This window comes from Bacillus sp. NH11B, assembly GCF_001884205.1.
In the GTDB taxonomy this organism is placed as follows: domain Bacteria; phylum Bacillota; class Bacilli; order Bacillales; family Bacillaceae_G; genus Bacillus_A; species Bacillus_A proteolyticus.
Genome location: NZ_MAOG01000127.1, coordinates 14438 through 32280, shown reverse-complemented (window position 1 = coordinate 32280; position 17843 = coordinate 14438). Strand labels below are relative to the sequence as shown.

The following is a 17843-nucleotide window of genomic DNA, read 5'->3' as shown; positions in this document are numbered from 1 at the left end:
GTTATGATAACCTTCTTTTTTTACATTCAAATAGACCACTAAAGAAACCTATCATGTAATATCCTTTACTGAGGATCGCTCTACTAACTGAGGAATAATTGTAATTTTTTGCTTAGCATGCGCCTTCATTTCCATCGTTTTTAAGAGTTGTTCAAACGTACAGGCTGCCATTTGTGTAATTGGCTGTTCAATCGTTGTTAACCCAGGATCTGCAATCTCAGCATAGATGGTATTATCAAATCCAATAATTGATAAATCTTCCGGAATCGAAAGTCCTTGTTTTCTTGCTTCATTCATAAGGCATATAGCAATTAAATCTGTACAAGCAAAAACCGCTGTAGGCCTGTTAGGTAAATTAAGTAATTCTTTACTTGCACGTTTGCTATCTTCTACTGTCGAATAGCAGCTAATGATAGCATCATCATCTAATGAAATCTCTGAATCCGTAAGAGCTTGTTTGAAACCATTTAGTCTTCCTAAGCTACTTTTTCTATCCTTCTCCATCATAATCGTTAACGATGTATGGCCTTTCTGCGTCAGATAATTCCCAGCTAGATAGCCTCCCCTCATATCATCAGTTGTCACCACATGAGTTGTAATGGAAGGATGATCTACGGTGAATAAAACAAGCGGTAAATCTCGATTCACGATTTTTTTAACAAGTTTATAATCATTTAGTTCCGTTGCAATAATAATGCCATCTACTTGCTTTTTAAATAATAGATCAATGTACTCGTGCTCACGTTTTGTTTGATGGTCTGTACTACATAAAATAAGTGTATATCCAGATTCTCGTGCACTATTCTCAAAAGCTCTTGCTACTTCTGCAAAAAATGGGTTTGAGATATCTGGGACAAGTACCCCAATTGTATATGTTTTTTTGCCTGTTAACGCTGCTGCTACACTACTTGGCTGGTAATCTAATTCATCCATTACCTGATTTACTTTGTTTATTGTTTTTTCACTAATACGCCCAGTTTGATTAATTACCTTGGATACAGTTGCTATTGATACACCTGCTTTTTCCGCAACATCATAAATTGTTGGTTTCACTTTAATTATCCCTTCTTAATCATCTTTTTCTATATTTTATCATAAATATATTTTGCTTCTTGGTACGCAAGAGGAAATCTTTTGAAATTCCCAAAGAATTGTCCCCTTATGTGTATCTCCTCTCATTTACATAACAACTTGTTCTAAGTGGAAAATTAACTGATAGATATCCGATTAAATGGGAATAATTAACAAAACCTTAGAGCCCTCTATCTAAATGGGGATTCAAAGCTTTTCTCTTGAAATGATACCGGAACTCTACTTATTTTTACTCAGTTGATAAATTCAATAAAATATTTTTAGCCAAACTATTTTTAATTATAAAATTTAGAGATAAACTTTGGTATCATTTAAAGAAATCATATATATAACCTCCAAATAGTTTTTACTTTGCTAACTCCGAATTAGGTATCTAAAAGCACATGATTATCCTCAGCATTATATTTCTAAATATTGCTGGAAAACAGTATAACAATCTCGTTCAATTACGACAATATTTTTTAGGTTAAGTTGATTAAAAATTCGCATTTCTACAGTACCAAATAGTTTTCCACTTCCAAGTCCTTGTCCAACATCATCTTCTTCAACAAGATCGTCTTTTGGAATGATGAATCCATTTGTAAACCCATATCCATTTTCTTCTGCGAGCTCCATATAAGCTAGCTGATATAGATATTGTTTGGTGACATCACCAACACCCGGTTGCCCTTTAATTTTCAACTTGCCATATGCATCCGGCTCCATTCGGATAACATAATATTTCGCATCGAATATACGAAATGTCTTTGTTGTTAGGTCAACATCTAGCACATCTAGCATTAAGGTTTTACTTGCTTTTACTCGTTTATTATCCGTTGCATGAACCCAAACTGGTTTCTCGACAAAATCACCTAATTTGAGTTTTTTCCAGTACATTTCTCGTTTAGCTTCTGGGACATCGGAATCATCATAAGTTGCAAACTTGTGCAATGCAAGCGAGTTCATGTCCATTTGTAAGCTATTCCGATATACCGATACACAAACATCTTCCCAAACTAAATTAAATGCAGTGGTACCGTATAGTTGAATCTCATCCTCAGGTTGGTATGCTTCTTCTTCAAGATATTTTTTCATATTGTTTAACATTATCTGTTTACTAGTTACGAATTGTTTTGAAAACTCTCGCTCAATTAAATAGAGCAAATACTCAACATCTCCAAAATCTGTCGTTTCTTCATCTGATATTTGGAAATTAAAGTCCAATCCAATGTAAGGCAAAATCCCTTCAACTTCACGATTAATCTCCGAAATAATAGCAGCATGAACCCGACGAATGATATCTAATTCATTAAGAACAGAAGTTTGAGTAAACAAGTCCAAATACACAGGCGTTCCATCAGAGATATATGCAGATGACTCATTTATAGTCTTCTCCCATAAAATTTGTCCTTCTCCGTTTTGCTCGATTACTATTTCATCATTTGAATACAATCCATTCTTCAAATAATCTTGTAGTAATTGAATCATCATAGAAAGCTTACTCTTTCCAAATTCGTCATTCACTGACAGATTGGAAGAGTGATTTGCTTGATACTTATCGATTACTTTTAGAATCTGACTAAATTTCTCTACCTTCTTTGGGTCATTTTCAAAGTCATCTCTCCAATATTTCGGATACACAAAAAAACAGACATCCCGTACTAAGACAATGCCCACATACGTGAATTTGTAGTGCTCATTTTTATCTTCACCAAGATCATCTAAATCAACCTCATCTAGAACATCTTGTCTTGGGATGAAATGCTTTAAACAATGACTTAATTCCAACCGTTTCAAAATATCTCTTAGTTCTTCATCAGAATATGAAACATATTGTCTTGCTTTTGATTGGAAGCCGCGAAAATTGAAATGTCTTTCCTCTTGCATTTCAATGATTTTCATATCGCCACCGCCCGCCTATTGTTCTTCTTCTTTTTCTTTTTCGGCAACTTCTTCATTACTTATTTTAAATAGTGCAAGACCATCATCCCTAAATTTTTTCACTACTTCTGAATAACGCATTTTTTCAACTCCATGGAATATCCTATCAGGGCGTATTTTTGCTACGTCATCAAACAAGTACATTAACACTTTGGACTCAAAAGATTTAGTCACTGCCTCGTTATCACTTCTTAGAATATTTTCTGAAATAAAGTATGGACCCAACATTTTATCCTCTGGAATATTATTGTAATCTGAAAGAATATCATTGATGAGTCGACGCATAACATTCCAAGAAATCGTTTCTCCTTTTGGAAGGTTGATTTTACTGTATCCAGCAAATCTTTCCTTACCTTCATTTGTATTCCAAGCATCATCAATACCAAAATATTTCTGTTCCCAACGACGTTTAAATGCTGTATCCATTGGCATAACCCCCTGGTCAGCACTATTCATTGTTGTCCAAATAAAGAAATTACTTGGGAATACTAATCCATCTTTCAACGTACGTTTCATGTTTTCAGCATAAGGTTTATTCTTTTCTTCTGCATAGACCGACTCGAAATATAGCTGCAAGTCTTCACTAATCGCAATGGGATATTCGCTTGAGAAATCACTCTTGCGATCAAGCAGTTGGAACATCTCTCCAAACACAGCTGCAACATTCGCGCGATTTAACTCTTCAACTATGAGAAGATAGGCTGAATTTGGGTGGAGTAGCGCTTGCACTAATTGTTTTATTAATGCTCCTGGGATGAACTTATAAGTAATCTTTTCTTCCAAAACAGGTTTGCCATTTATATCTCGAACAGGAATCTTTGTGGGAAACGGTTTGAATACACCCACAAATTGCCCATATGACATGTTCGGGTGGAAAGTTACTCGTTCAACCTTACCTTCGAACAATTGACTATCAATTGCTAGTTGATAGCTTTTTCCTGTTCCTGGTGCACCGAAGTAGATATACTGACGAAACTTTTCTTTCAGTTTATCGTTAAAAGTATCTACATATTTTTCGTCTTCAATTATTAAATTAAAGTCTGTTTCGTTAGCCCAGGTTACATAGGAATTCCACGCTGCTTCCCATCCTACTCCCCCAGATTTATTAATAACATACGATTGTGGCAAATTAGGAACTAACTTAGCTAACTCTTTTAGACTTTCAATGTTTACTTCTGTTACAGTTTGTTTTGGATCATTCCATAAGACAATTGGTACATCAACTATTGGTGGTTGCACCTTGTTAATTTCATTAATAAGTTTATTTAAATTTTTCAGAAAATTTTTCCTGCTCTTTGTTGGATCTGTCCCAGAATGCGAAGATTTCGCGAACCACCAATTCGCAAATTGTTGCTGAAGGTCCTTCGTATCAATTTTTTGAACCTCTTCCAATTCGACGCTAGTACTAGTAAGTTCTTCTGGTTTAAACATGACAACGTCAGTAATATCAAATTCTTTTGCTACATCCTTTTTAATGATGTACGCTTCGTAAATTAATTCCCCTTGACATTTTAATAATACTAATACATCTCCCTCAGCAAACAACTTGCGAAACAATTTGAAATTATCTGTTGAAGTTGTTGTATTTGCGAATTCAATTTGAGGATTTGCTGGTCTACTAATCTTTACAGATACTTTTGTCAACACAGTCCCTTTTTCATCAAAGTGTATTCCACTAGATTCATTCACATGACTAACGTTTAACTCATTTATAAATACAGGAACTTGTAGTGTAAAAAATGACTCGAATTCCGAACTTTTAAAACCAGGATTTAGTTCGGAATCAGTGTAGTGCAGAATGTTAACATAAGGGAAAAAGTCTTGGCTTTTTTTTCCTTCAATTGTAATATACGACTGAGAACTACTTGCAGTAGCCTTAGACAATAAATCTCTAGAAGCCAAGGTTTTTATTAAAATTGCATCATACTTACTCTCGAGTTGAACTCCCGCAGTATCTCTAAGTGATTTTTGAATTTTTTTTAAACCCTCATTGAATGATAATTTTTTCATAAAGTTACTCACTCCTTATCAATGCAATTCTAACACAGTTAGAAAAAGGCTGGCACAATACATTTCCAGTCTTTACAATCACAAATGTTTAATTATTTCATTTCCAATAATCTTTTCCATTAAAGGTGGTACGCTATTCCCAATTTGTTGATAAGTCAGGGATTTAAGTATCCGGGTTTTGGTGTGCTTTCATTTGAAATGCAAATACCAATACATTGCAACTTCATCACTTTCCTCATGTATACCTTTATAGGCTAAAAAATCAAACCCACCAATTACAAATCCACATTTTTCATAAAACTTACATGCTGCCACATTATTATTTTGTGTTTCGAGCATTATACCTGGCATATTGCTTTCTTTTGCCCACTGCGTTGCTTGCTCAATTAATCTTCTACCAACCCCAAGTGAACGATAATTTTTATCCACCTTTATATCTTCTATGTAAGCATAATGATTCCAATTCTTTTTCAATACCATTACTCCTATTATTTGGTTATGTAAAATGGCTATGTAAATTACTTGATCAGGCTTATTTATATATTCAGTGTACGCTAGTTCATCATCATATTGATCTTATAAATAACTTTTCTCATAACTTGGAACGTCTTCTACTGTATATTCTATTCGCTTATTTACTTTTGAAAGAGAAAGAATTAACCGAGAATTCACTATAAAACTATCATCAATCTCCGGTAAATTGTTTAAATCATTTACTTCTAGCTCTCTAATTAAAAGGTTCATCGTATTCTCCTTTAAGGGGACCTCCAATTAATATTATTTCCCCTAGTTCTTTCTATGTTCTTTATTTGATTCTAATTTACTAACTGATTAGGATTATACTATCAATATGTAAAAGTTTATGAGAGTAATTGCAAGAGTCATAAATTGTTTCACCAGAATCAATTTACCTAATTAATTCGCCGTTTATTTTAATTGAGTTATGAATATATATATATGAGAGTAATTTGTACAAGCTGTAGTACGTTTTTTACAACAAATTTCTCTTCAAAATTGTTAAAAGGGGGATTTATCTTGATTTGTCCATCGTTTAATAGAGCGATAAATTATATGGTAGGGACTCATCCTGTTGGAATCACGAGTGGTGATTTTAATGGGGATGGTAATCTTGATTTAGCTGTTGCAAATAACAGTTTTGTATCAATCCTTCTAGGAGTTGGAAATGGTACATTTCTGCCCGCAATGAATATTAATATCGGGGATTCTCCATTAATAGGAATCCTTGCTGCTGATTTTAACGGGGACGGAAAGTTAGACCTAGCTGTAACAAACGACGAACCTGGTAACGTTATCTCAATTTTGTTAGGAAACGGAGATGGCACATTCCAATCTCCAACAAATTACGCCACAGGAACACGTCCTGGACAATTTGTTGCTTCTGATTTTAACGGAGATGGAATTTTAGATTTAGCTGTTACAAATGATATTTCCGGTAATGTTTCCATCTTTTTAGGGAATGGAGATGGCACATTCCAACCCTCAACTTTTTATCCGGCTGGAGATGCTCCTATAGGAATCACGACAGGTGATTTTAATAGAGATGGAAAGCTTGATCTCGCCGTTACTGATGTTGGGGTAGGTGCGAATAATGTATCTGTCTTGCTAGGAAACGGAGATGGCACATTCCAGCCTCCATCAAGTTTCCCAGTAGGACAATCTCCAGTAGGAATCGCTTCGGCTGATTTTAACGGAGATGGAAAACTTGATCTTGTGGTCGCAAACGAAAATAGCCAGAATATTTCGGTCTTATTAGGGAACGGAGATGGCACATTTCAACCAGCAGTAAATTACCCAGTGGGGACAGTAGGAAGTTTCCCATTATTTGTTACGGTAGCTGACTTCAACAACGATGGTCTTCTCGATCTTGCAGTTGGAAACCTTGGCACAAACAATGTTTCAATCTTATTAGGGAACGGAGACGGCACGTTCCAGGCTGCAGTTAATTTTGAAGTAGGACAAAGCCCTGAAGTAATTATAACAGCTGATTTTAACAATGATGGTGCCATCGATATAGCTGTTCCGAATTATGAATCTAATAATGTATCAGTATTACTAAACAACTGTTTCTCAAGTTGTGGTCAACAACATTCTCAACAAGTTTGTTACGTTCTTCAATTCAATATTTCCACACAGAAATTTTCCACTACAATAACTTGTGAGTCTTGCAATCAGTCCGTTACATTTAACCCTTCAACAGGAAATCTGACCATCACACTTCCATTTACAGTTACTTATACAGTTACAATCACAAACACTTTCGAATTGAATTGTAACCTCATAAATGTACAGGCAAATTTCTAAATACCAAAGGGAAAAGAACCCTGGTAACTAATCAAGGGTCCTTTTCCCTATATTATTAAGGAAACAAACACTACTGATCCGTGTTTGCCTTAAATTGTTTGTCTTATTAGTTTTATCAATGGCTTACCCTTCACAATATTGCCCCTGCATTACAAGTTGAATATGTTCCTAAACACAATAATGCTGATAATAACCAACCAAACCTTTCAAGGTAGTTCTCACCTACCATTGTAAACAAATAGAAATACACAACGTTGAGGTAATGATTTGCTACGCCAACACCAATTAGTATAATGGATGAAGGATAGCATATATTTGTCTAAAATCCCCTCTTTTAAGAATCAAATTTTCAAACAGACATTAACACTATAAACTCAATAACTTTACAGTCGGAATATCCGCTGGTGCCCATTTTAACTCTAATAATTTTTCAGATTGAACCCACTTGAGTTCTGCATGCTCAAGTGCTTTAGGTATACCGGACTTTATATTTGCCTTATAAGTAACTAGATGAACTATAATATTCTCATACTCATAATCCACTTCTTCTATTTTGTCACCTACGTTGATCAAACATCCTAGTTCTTCTTTAATCTCACGAACCAATGCTTCTTGCGGCATTTCCCCTTCATTAATTTTCCCGCCTGGAAATTCCCAATAGTTCGGTAATGACATTGCAAGAGAACGTAATGCACATAGTACTTCATTTTTCTCATTAAAAATAACAGCTCCAACAACCGATACTTTTCTCTTCATGAATCGTCACTTCTTTCACATCTTATTTAGTACATATACTCTCTATATCTCGTCTTCTTGCTTATATCGCGCCAGCTTTTTCTCTAATTTTGCAACATCTTCATGTAGATTTAAAACATGCAGCTTCCGATGACAATTCGCACATATTCCAACAGTGTTATAAAATGTGATTAAAAACCTGTATTTTATATGATAGATTATAAAAATACACAGTATGAAATTAACCAATGATAATTCAAATAAAAAAATCCCCGGATCATTAAACAGATACGGGGATTTTTTTATCGATGATTCTCTATATTTCCATACGTTTCATATGACTTTTGCTGTAACATCTCACTGTTAACAAAATAATGTCAGGCTCATAATGCTTCCACTTAAACAAATGTTTTGTTTCCATACCGATTAAATACTTTTGTGTAGTAGTAGTATCCGTATGTCCAAGTTTGATAGATTTTTTGCACCAGAACCACTTTTCTTATATTTTTTTAATAATCTTATTAAGTTTTTTGTAAAATTCACCTTTTGTCTTTACATGATTAAACTGATTCGGATTAATATTAGCTTTTTGAGAGAGTGCTACAATCTCTTCTTTTGTAATTGAATCTTTAGTATTTATAGATGCTATATTTGTATATTTTCCATCTTCTGTTTTTGGAATTTCTAAAATCCCTTTATTTACAAGATCTACTACAGCCTTATGCTCTGAAGAATGTGTATCTACACCAGTAATTTTCCAATTATGCATAACTTTTGGCGTGTATACACCATTCTTTACCTCTTTTAAATATGTAATAGCAAGGTTACGGATGGTTCCACCTGTTTCTCCAAATGCATTCTCTTGTTTAGATGACCAAATTTGTTCAAACTTACGCCCCTCTAAAGCTCCACCTTTTGCCTGAAGAGCCTCCATTCTATATGCATTCATTCCCAGCGTCATAACATCGTTCATTTTGATTGGTTTATTTGTACGAATAGATCGTAAATTTGTAATTCTACTTCCATATGGTTTTGTTAAATCAATTTCGTATTTTACGCCCCCAAAGAAATCGTTCGTACTATATTTAGACGCACGGCGGGTTTTATCAAAGCTAACTGTTACATCTCCGGCACGAGATGAGTTAAAATACCCTGCCGCCCATTCCATGTAGTCTTTTAAATCTTTCCCAGTTATCTTATATACTGTAATTTCTCCCAACGCATATTGGTAATTATACGCAATATCTTTCTTCTTTATAGGACCTACATCCAAACGGGCATAATCGTTATCAATTTGATGGGCTACTACATCTGCTTTGCTGTAATAGAGCATGACTTCATGAAAGAAATCTGATAAAGGTGTCTCTTGAATTTGCACACTTGGAATACCTTTGATTTCATTTTCAGGAACTAGATTTCTACCCTTTAATTGAGCGACTACAACATTTGCATCTCCTCTCGCATACTCGTGAAAAGGAGTTAATGTTTCTTCAAGTTTAGGATCAGATAATACCGTTGTTCCATCAGCATTTTTTACAGGTATAGCGGTAGCTGTTTTACTTTTTAAAACCGGCTTTCCATCTTGCTTTGTAAAAGTAAGGTCAATACGTGAGATATGCGTTCCATATTTATCTGGTTCTGTAATAATAACACCATTTACAACTTCTTTTTTTACAAGTTTATGCATATGAGCTGCAAAAATAGCGCTTAGTTCCGGACAAGCATTCGCAATATCTTGAACCCCAGTACCAGGGATTCCATTCTCATTTTCTAGTCCCATATGCATAACCCCTACCATTACATCTACTTTACCTTCTAATTCTTTAATTGCCTTTTTTGTCTCTTCTACTGGATTTTTCACCACTAAACCATCCAAATGATTTGTCCCTTTTTCAAAGTCACTGATCATTGGTGTATTCATGCCAATAATCCCAACTTTAATTCCACTTTTTTCAACAATCGTATATGCAGGAAGAAAACGCTCTCCATTCTCCTTATAAATGTTTCCTGCTAACGTCTTTCCTTTATATTGCTCACTAACTTTTTTCAATGTATCTAATCCAAAGTTGAATTCATGATTTCCAAATGCCCACGCATCATATCCCATTGCGTTCATCGCTACCATCATTGGAGATTGTGGCTTATCATTGAATAATTCTACCGAGTTACCTTGAATTGTATCCCCTGCATCTAATAACATGGTATTTGGATTTTCTTGACGTACCTTCTTTATAACCGTATAAAGTTGCGTTAAACTTCCACTCGTATTTGCCCCATCAAGTGCATAATCCCAAGGCATAAATCTACCATGAATATCTGCAGTACCTAACAATGTAATATTAACATCAGATTCCTCAGCCTTAGAGATAGCTGGTTTGACTGTTACTGCCGTTACTAGAAGCATAAGAATAATAAAATAACATACATAGTTCTTCCATTTCATTTTTTGCATAATAACAATATTTCTCCCCTTTTTGTACCGTCATAAAGTTGCTTGAACTTTAAAAATGTAACTTATTATTTGGAAAACTTCAACTGTAAAAGATAATTTTGGTGGTGGTTCTGTTGCAAAAATAAAAGAGAGTAAAGTATATACCCCTAACAGAGTTGTACTTACGCCACTCGTCCAAACAATTGATGGATAAATTCTTTCTAATTTTGAACAGACTGGTCCAATAAATCAATCTATTCTTTTTTGATCACATGAAAACAGATAATAAAGGTATTTAATTTAGGTGTTATAAATGCAATTACCACATATCATTATTAAACTAACAAATGAAAGTGAAGCAACAAGAAGAACAGCAAAAACAACAAGAGTTAAAGAAACAACAAGAACAAGAAATTCAAAATAAACAAAAAGAAGCAACTCCTCAGCAAAAAACAAATCAAGCATCAGAACAGAATGGTTCTTGTAATATTTGTCACTTTACCTATAAATTGGCCACAGTTGGAAGCATAAGTTGGCCAGAAAACACTTGTTTTCGCAGATAATAATCTAATTATTCAACGGAATTGGAAGTATAAATTGGCCGTAAGTTAATTATTAACCCATAAATTGGCCGAAAATTTTAATAAGAAGCATAAAGTTAACAAAAGGTAAGGTATTTTTATGCTAAAAAAACCTAGATTATCAATAAAACCTTCACTAAAAATAGCACCAACAATAACCGAATCTCTTACGCTAATCCTAATTCTATAAATAAAAAGTCGATTTCCTGTACGTTAAGAAATCGACTTTTTAATGAGTAATTTAATGTCTTTATTAGAAATGAGCTTGATTAAATTAAATCCAAAATATCTTTTGGGGTATTTAATACATAATCAGCTTTTTCAAAACCTTCTTTTGTCTTTGAGCCCCATAAAGCGAGTGCGAATTTAACACCAGTACTTTTCGCACATTGCATATCGTATATAGAGTCTCCAATGTATACTGCCTCATTATTAGGAACATCTAATTGTTTCAAACAAGCTAATAATGGTTCAGGGTGTGGTTTGTGTTTATCCGTATCACACGCACAAATTGTATGTTCAAAATGACCGCTTAGACCAAATGGCTCGAACTCATCTATTAATTCTTGCTTAGTTTTTGATGTAACAATACCAAGCTTTAATTTACTAAGGGATAACTCTTTAATAATGCTTTCTAATTCTTCAAACACGGAGACTTCATGAGAAAAATCTAGTACAGATTTGGCCCATTTCGGATGAACAACGTCTATATTTTGTACATTTAATTTTTTTAAGGTTTCTTTTCCAGGAATCCCTAATGCAAATCTTAAATCTTGTAACGCATAATCTTCCTTTAGTTCTTCTTTTAAAACTTTTTGTAAGGATTTTAGTATTGCTTTTTCTGTGTCTAAAATTGTGCCGTCTACGTCAAAAACAAGAGATGTTATCAAAATAAATCCTCCCTATTTTTTAATCTTCACTTGCAATTACTACTTCAACACCGTTTTCTTTCAAAGTGTTATATAAATCATTAGACATAACTTGATTTGTAATGAGTGTGTCTATAGATTCAAGCGTTAAACCCTTATAATTTCGTCGCTGATTCCATTTAGTGTGATCTGCCACTAAAATAACTTGATCAGCATGTGTTATTAATTCACGCTTGAAATAAATATCTTCTTCAAAACCATAGTATATCCCGTCTTCTGTAATACCTGCGGTTCCAATGAACACCTTGTCAAAGTGATAATCTTTGAGTTTTTCAGTGGTAGAAGTCCCCGTAGTATGTCGAGAAACCTTATTTAAAGTTCCTCCCAAAAGGTGAATAGTCGTATCTTCAGATTGAGCTAACATATAAGCAGTATCAATCGAATTCGTCACAATAGTTACGTTCTTTGATTGCAAATGTTGCGCTACAAAGTTGACTGTTGTTGAAACGTCTAAATAAATCATGTCATTGTTTGCAATTATATTTGCAGCTTTCATTCCAATCAATTTTTTCGTTGCTAATTCAGTCTGTGACCGCTCTTGATAAGTATCAATTTTCTTATGAAAAGTAGCTAAAGCTACTCCACCATAGGTTCTAACTATTGCTTTATTTCTTGACAGTTTTACTATATCTCTTCTTGCAGTATCTCGTGAGATATGAAACATTTCACACATTTGTTTTATATTCATGGTTTTATGTGTTTCTAAATAATTAAGGACTCGTATCAATCGTTCTTCTTGATTCATAAATAACCTCCTTAAAGGTATTTTAAGTAAAAATAAGTTAATATTCAAGTGATTTTAAGTCATATAATATAAAAATATCTCTGAAATTAAGTAGTTTCAAGTAAAAATGGTAAAACTTTATATTAAAGCCTTTATAATTTCAAGCGATTTTATGAATGATTTAAAAGTTTATCCTGGAATCATAAGTTGGCCGTAAACTAAAAGAAGCATAAGTTGGCCAAAACGGCCATCTTATGCTTCTTTTTACAATATTAAAGGTAATAAAAATAGTAAAGGCGAAAAGATTTATCATATGCCTGGTCAACAGTTTTATGATAAAACGAATGCTGAGGAAATGTTCTGTTCAGCAGCTGAAGCACAAGCTGCAGGATATAGAGCATCAAAAAGATAGCACTAAAAAAGCCGTCTCGATTTGAGATGGTTTTTTCTATCCACTGCTTCCCTCCTCACTATCTACACAAACTCCATGTTGCTGTCCAATCCTGACTCCCACTCTTCGCATAGCATGCACTAAAAAGGCGGTTCATGCTTAATATGTCAAACTATTATTACGATCGTTCACATAAGTGCTGCTGGAAAAGTGTAAAAAATGCGACTGTGAATGTCATTGTGAGCCTCGCTACCAAACGTATACATCAGGCCTTTATTCCGTAATGCGAACACGGACTTCATCCAAGTTTCTGCACTTAATCAAACAGACGAACCGCAAACCGTAACTATAGCGGTTCAGAATTACCAAGACACTTGCGATGGTGACATATACCCATCGTATGGATACCTTTGTGGCGAGTTAATTTACGAAGGCGGTTCAGATATTGAAGTATGTAACGGCAACGAAAGTGGATGTATTTATTGCGAGCCGGAAGGAATCAATCAGTTTGTTGGACCGGCTACATTTACGATTCCACCTCGGCAGTTGTATAGCGTAAGGGTGTTTATCCCAGCTGACCCGCTTATACCGGTAGAACCGATATACGTAGTTTGAGTTTCATATCCGGTAGATCCTAGCAGACCAAGTGACCCTTTTTATCCCACCGCCCCTGGTCACCCTGTTACCATAAACACATGGGGCATTCAGGCGTGATTCAGCAAGGTAAAACGGTTTTGAACGGGCAGTTTACGAGGTTTCCAGGCGAACTTTTTTAACATAATAAAACAAGAGCCGTCCAATTAAGGACAGCTCTTATTTTACTTCACATACACAAAAGATTCATTTGCTGTTACATAGTATGTTTTTCCTTTGCTATTGTGTACTTTATATTGTGACGATCCATTGACAGTTACTTTCGCATCAATCGTGAATCCTAATCCTGCATCTACTACTCCGGCAACATCTTTATCCTGCCAAGATGGAGATTCATAGGAACGTAAATTGTCCACTTTAGAAATAGCTCTTTTACCAGATATAGTAGAAGCTTCCTCACCATAGTAACGAATGTATGAAGAATCATATAAGGATGTTTCTTTAAGAATTACTACACGAAAAAGACATTGTTAAATTTAAGCAAGAATTTTTTCCTTATTACTCTCAATACCATGAAGAATCCCTTTATATTTTCTAGAAAATATAATTGACAACATTACATAATTAAAAAATAAGCTAATAAAAACACCAAATATATTCAAGTTAAACACATAAATGGTAATAACCATCATTACAAAAGTAATTAAATTTATTATAGCTGTTTTTATTAAAACATAATTACTTTGCCCTATAGCTTGTAAAGCATATTTATAAACATTATGTAACGGATTAAAGATATTAGCTATTATAATAAAGGTAAGTATACTTGCAGCATAATTAATTAAATTTGTATCATTTGTAATAAAGGCTACAACCTCATATTTTAAAAATACAAAAATAATACTTAAAAACATGTAAAATACCATAATAAGTCCTAAGGTTACCCTAGGAAGTTCCTTTAAATCCATTAATTGTTTAGATCCGTACCTTTCACTAACTAAAGTTAAAATGGCAGAAGAATACATATACATTGGAATTAATATAATACTTAAAATTTGAGAAACTAATAAATATCCTGATAATTGTATATCTCCTGTTCGAGCAATCATAGCATTTACACCTATAATGAAAATACCGCCTTCTAAAATCTCTTGACCAACTAGAGAAGTGCTCTTTTTACATAAGAACTTTAAATTATTAATATATATTTTAAAGTTTAGAAAAGTAATTTTTAATTGTTTTCTACACAAATACATATAAAAAAATAAATTTATACTTAAAGCAATTATAGTTGCTATGGCCGAACCACTTATTCCTAATTTCGGAAAACCAAAGTTACCAAAAATCAGAAGATAATTTAATATTACATTCAAGATTGAGGCCACCGTTGAACCAATAAAAATCCATTTAGTTTCTTTTATTATTTTAAAGAAAGTCGAAAATGTAAATAATAATAATTGAATTAATATATATACACTCATAATAGTTAAATATTGAATAGAGTCCTCTAAAATATTTCCTTCAAAACCAAAAACTATAGATAATAAGGGCCTTTGAAATATGAGTAATAACAACGCCAAAGAAATACCTATAATTATATTAAGAAAAATAGAAGATATAAAATAATTATTAAATGATTTTATATCTTCTTGTCCCATGCTTCTTGATCCATAAATATTAAAGGAAACTGACATTACTCCTAATATGCCTGCAAATGTGAATAAAAGTGAACTCACTACACCAATAGCTCCATAAGCTTCAACAGAGATTCTCCCAATCATTGCTTGATCTACTAATTTAATTAATAACCCAGCTATTGAATTCACAACTAGTGGTACAGCTATATGATTAATTTCTTTAATGCTGTTAAGATAATTAAACCTCATGCTGATAGCTCTTTATAAATATCAGATTCAATTAAATTAGAAGATATAATACTCAATAAAGGGAAGTCTAATAAAAATTCTTTTATTGTCTCTTTACTCATATCTTCAGTTATTCCATATTCCTCTGATATTTTATCAGAAATGAATTTAAAATCTTTTCCTTTAGAAATATAGTATAAAATTTCTGCACCTATATAGTTTGTTACGTAGTATTCTAGGGCAATTGGATCAAAAAAAACATATTTATCGCCCTCTTGTCTGAATATTATATTTTTCTTACCCTGAATAATAAAACATTTAATTTCATCCATTTGCTACACTCTCCTCAAAAAAGCAACTATTATCCGAACCATATATTGAGTTTGTTAAATTAAAGGCAGAAGATCTACATCCACCTCCACACCACTTATGACTACAGGTACCACATTTACCATTTATATTATCAAAGGATATATTTCTTAATTTATTGAAAACAGAAGATTCATTCCAGATTTCCTTAATTGATGTACTTTTTATGTTACCAGCTCTAAATTGATCAATTCCCATCATTAAATCACAACCAAATACATCACCATTATATGCAATAGAACAAGCTTTCACACCTGCTTGACATGATATTTCCCTTTCCTTTGTATGTATATCCGTTAAGTTCAGATCTTGATCCCAAACAGATAACAAATCTAAACGATTATAATGTTCTAAAGGAAAATAATATAACCAAAACACAGGACTTTCATTAGGTGGAATTATTTTGAAATTTAATTTAATATCCCCTCTACTTTTCATTTCAGATAGATTTAAAAACATAGGATACCAATTATTCTTATCCGCTAATATACTTCCATCAGAAGCTCTACCTGTTGGACAAACTACCATGACTGTCATATAAGTTATTCCTAATAATTCATTCAGTTTAATTGTATTAATAAGGTCATTAACGTTGGTTTTATTTAACGTAAAAAGAGTAGATACTGGTATATTATATTTTTGTAAATTTTTAATACCTTTAATTGTCTTTTTAAAACTACCATGACCACGGATTATATCGTGCACTTCTGGACAACTTCCATCTAAAGTAATACATATTCTATCAAAATCAAATTTTGATAATTTACTTGCAACTTTATCACTTATTAAAATTCCATTAGAATTAATTATTTTAGCAAATTTATATTTTTGAGTTGCACTTAATATCTCAAAAAAATCATCTCTAATAAAAGGCTCGCCACCAGTTAAGGAAATCCTATGAACGTTCATATCATCTAAGTCTTGAAATAAATTATTTAAATGATTTAGATCCATCTCCTCATTTTTTGTTTCAAATGGACTAGATGATGCATAGCAATAATCACATTTTAAATTACATCTATTAGTAATACTTATATCTACTAAAGAAGGAGCCGAATAGTAATTTCTCACAAAAACACTTCCTTTCATATACTAAAATTTGATGTAAACAGGAGTAGATTAAATTCTACTCCTGTAAATGTAAATTAATGTTTTCCCCAAACGCTTTGACGAATAGTTACAGGTTTTTCAAATTCCTTTTTCATATCAAACATCTCCTTTAGAAATAATATTATAAATTTATTAGATTAGAAATTATCAATTGTTAATATTTACCTATTCGCAATACCACTATAACATGGCTTCTATAATTTGATTATTGATAATTTTGAATATTCCACAGGTAGTTCCAACACAAATTCATTCATTATTTTAAACTAAAGTTTTATTAATTATATTTACCCTTCTTTAAATGAATATAGGTAACATAATTTCTTTTGTAATTCTAAATTAGTGTTTTCCCCAAACGCTCTGACGAATAGTTACAGGTTTTTCAAATTCCTTTTTCATATCAAACACCTCCTTTAGAAATAATATTATAAATTTATTAGATTAGAAATTATCAATTGTGAATATTTTCCTATTCACAATATCACTATAACATGGCTTCTATAATATAATTCTCAATAATTTTGAATATTTCGTGTATGGTTTCGATATATAATCATATCTTGTTTTAAAATAAAATTTTATAAACCTTGCTAAAGGAAATAAAACATTTTAATTATTGACGAAAAAAAAGAGAATGCCCCATCATTAAACAAATCGAGCCTCAGTTTTTATAGAGGCTTTTGTTATACTCTTTTTCATCTCTTAAATTTGAAGGGTTTCTTTTACATGTATAAATAAATTTTCTAATAAGCCTGGTGTAGATTCTAATC

General features: G+C 32.8%; 13 protein-coding genes and 4 pseudogenes. 3 read left to right on the top strand and 14 right to left on the bottom strand.

The window, feature by feature from the left end; genetic code table 11:
• Positions 1-51: 51 nt before the first annotated feature.
• The 4 genes and pseudogenes from BAU27_RS23385 to satA all read right to left on the bottom strand — a co-directional run bounded on the left by BAU27_RS23385 (position 52) and on the right by satA (position 5766).
• On the bottom strand, positions 52-1053 hold the full coding sequence (locus BAU27_RS23385; RefSeq protein ID WP_071772106.1) for a LacI family DNA-binding transcriptional regulator: 1002 nt from the start codon (positions 1051-1053) through the stop codon (positions 52-54).
• A gap of 438 nt (positions 1054-1491) precedes the next feature.
• Positions 1492-2973, bottom strand: a complete 1482-nt coding sequence (locus tag BAU27_RS23380) for an LlaJI family restriction endonuclease (protein WP_071772105.1) — start codon at positions 2971-2973, stop codon at positions 1492-1494.
• A gap of 15 nt (positions 2974-2988) precedes the next feature.
• On the bottom strand, positions 2989-5022 hold the full coding sequence (locus BAU27_RS23375) for an AAA family ATPase (RefSeq protein WP_071772104.1): 2034 nt from the start codon (positions 5020-5022) through the stop codon (positions 2989-2991).
• A 189-nt stretch (positions 5023-5211) separates the two neighbouring features.
• A pseudogene (gene satA / locus BAU27_RS23370) lies at positions 5212-5766 on the bottom strand (streptothricin N-acetyltransferase SatA).
• A 291-nt stretch (positions 5767-6057) separates the two neighbouring features.
• On the opposite strand from satA, the gene BAU27_RS23365 reads away from it, so the two are divergent.
• Entirely contained in the window at positions 6058-7344 is a 1287-nt protein-coding gene (locus tag BAU27_RS23365) for an FG-GAP repeat domain-containing protein (protein ID WP_071772103.1), read from the top strand.
• Between the two features lie 366 nt (positions 7345-7710).
• On the opposite strand, the gene BAU27_RS23360 is transcribed toward BAU27_RS23365, so the two are convergent.
• Both BAU27_RS23360 and BAU27_RS23350 read right to left on the bottom strand, forming a co-directional pair.
• Positions 7711-8100: a (deoxy)nucleoside triphosphate pyrophosphohydrolase gene (locus BAU27_RS23360; protein ID WP_071772102.1), complete on the bottom strand. Its 390-nt coding sequence runs from the start codon at positions 8098-8100 to the stop codon at positions 7711-7713.
• Between the two features lie 478 nt (positions 8101-8578).
• A complete protein-coding gene (locus tag BAU27_RS23350; protein ID WP_071772100.1) occupies positions 8579-10531 on the bottom strand; it encodes a bifunctional metallophosphatase/5'-nucleotidase in 1953 nt (650 codons plus the stop codon).
• 335 nt (positions 10532-10866) lie between these two features.
• On the opposite strand from BAU27_RS23350, the pseudogene BAU27_RS33610 reads away from it, so the two are divergent.
• Positions 10867-11001 (top strand): annotated as a pseudogene (locus tag BAU27_RS33610) (sunset domain-containing protein); the annotation flags it as partial.
• A gap of 359 nt (positions 11002-11360) precedes the next feature.
• Here the strand turns inward: BAU27_RS33610 and BAU27_RS23340 are convergent.
• Positions 11361-11981, bottom strand: a complete 621-nt coding sequence (locus tag BAU27_RS23340) for an HAD family hydrolase (protein ID WP_071772098.1) — start codon at positions 11979-11981, stop codon at positions 11361-11363.
• A 19-nt stretch (positions 11982-12000) separates the two neighbouring features.
• A complete protein-coding gene (locus BAU27_RS23335) occupies positions 12001-12765 on the bottom strand; it encodes a DeoR/GlpR family DNA-binding transcription regulator (protein WP_071772097.1) in 765 nt (254 codons plus the stop codon).
• 247 nt (positions 12766-13012) lie between these two features.
• Between BAU27_RS23335 and BAU27_RS33605 the strand changes: the two are divergent.
• A pseudogene (locus BAU27_RS33605) lies at positions 13013-13156 on the top strand (sunset domain-containing protein); the annotation flags it as partial.
• Positions 13157-13953: 797 nt separating this feature from the next.
• On the opposite strand, the pseudogene BAU27_RS23325 reads toward BAU27_RS33605, so the two are convergent.
• The 6 genes and pseudogenes from BAU27_RS23325 to wgkA (BAU27_RS33595) all read right to left on the bottom strand — a co-directional run.
• Positions 13954-14217: pseudogene (locus BAU27_RS23325) on the bottom strand (N-acetylmuramoyl-L-alanine amidase); the annotation flags it as partial.
• Positions 14218-14265: 48 nt separating this feature from the next.
• The gene (gene wgkD, locus BAU27_RS23320; protein WP_071772096.1) at positions 14266-15615 is read right to left on the bottom strand and encodes a tryglysin-associated MATE efflux transporter WgkD; all 1350 of its coding nucleotides are present in this window, start codon (positions 15613-15615) and stop codon (positions 14266-14268) included.
• A complete protein-coding gene (wgkC, locus tag BAU27_RS23315) occupies positions 15612-15926 on the bottom strand; it encodes a PqqD family peptide maturation chaperone WgkC (RefSeq protein ID WP_071772095.1) in 315 nt (104 codons plus the stop codon). Before wgkC ends, wgkD begins: the two co-directional genes overlap by 4 nt.
• Complete coding sequence (gene wgkB, locus BAU27_RS23310; protein WP_071772094.1) at positions 15919-17034, bottom strand: radical SAM/SPASM peptide maturase WgkB; 1116 nt, start codon at positions 17032-17034, stop codon at positions 15919-15921. The genes wgkC and wgkB overlap by 8 nt, the downstream gene beginning before the upstream one ends.
• A 74-nt stretch (positions 17035-17108) precedes the next feature.
• Entirely contained in the window at positions 17109-17168 is a 60-nt protein-coding gene (wgkA, locus tag BAU27_RS33600; protein WP_423176837.1) for a tryglysin family RiPP peptide, read from the bottom strand.
• Positions 17169-17412: 244 nt separating this feature from the next.
• The gene (wgkA, locus tag BAU27_RS33595) at positions 17413-17472 is read right to left on the bottom strand and encodes a tryglysin family RiPP peptide (RefSeq protein ID WP_423176837.1); all 60 of its coding nucleotides are present in this window, start codon (positions 17470-17472) and stop codon (positions 17413-17415) included.
• Positions 17473-17843 lie beyond the last annotated feature (371 nt).

Bases quoted from the DNA above. Each gene is read 5' to 3' on its own strand.
- BAU27_RS23380 (WP_071772105.1), bottom strand. From the start codon at position 2,973: ATGAAAATCATTGAAATGCAAGAGGAAAGACATTTCAATTTTCGCGGC.
- BAU27_RS23375 (WP_071772104.1), bottom strand. From the start codon at position 5,022: ATGAAAAAATTATCATTCAATGAGGGTTTAAAAAAAATTCAAAAATCA.
- BAU27_RS23360 (WP_071772102.1), bottom strand. From the start codon at position 8,100: ATGAAGAGAAAAGTATCGGTTGTTGGAGCTGTTATTTTTAATGAGAAA.
- BAU27_RS23350 (WP_071772100.1), bottom strand. From the start codon at position 10,531: ATGCAAAAAATGAAATGGAAGAACTATGTATGTTATTTTATTATTCTT.
- BAU27_RS23335 (WP_071772097.1), bottom strand. From the start codon at position 12,765: ATGAATCAAGAAGAACGATTGATACGAGTCCTTAATTATTTAGAAACA.
- wgkD (WP_071772096.1), bottom strand. From the start codon at position 15,615: ATGAGGTTTAATTATCTTAACAGCATTAAAGAAATTAATCATATAGCT.
- wgkC (WP_071772095.1), bottom strand. From the start codon at position 15,926: ATGGATGAAATTAAATGTTTTATTATTCAGGGTAAGAAAAATATAATA.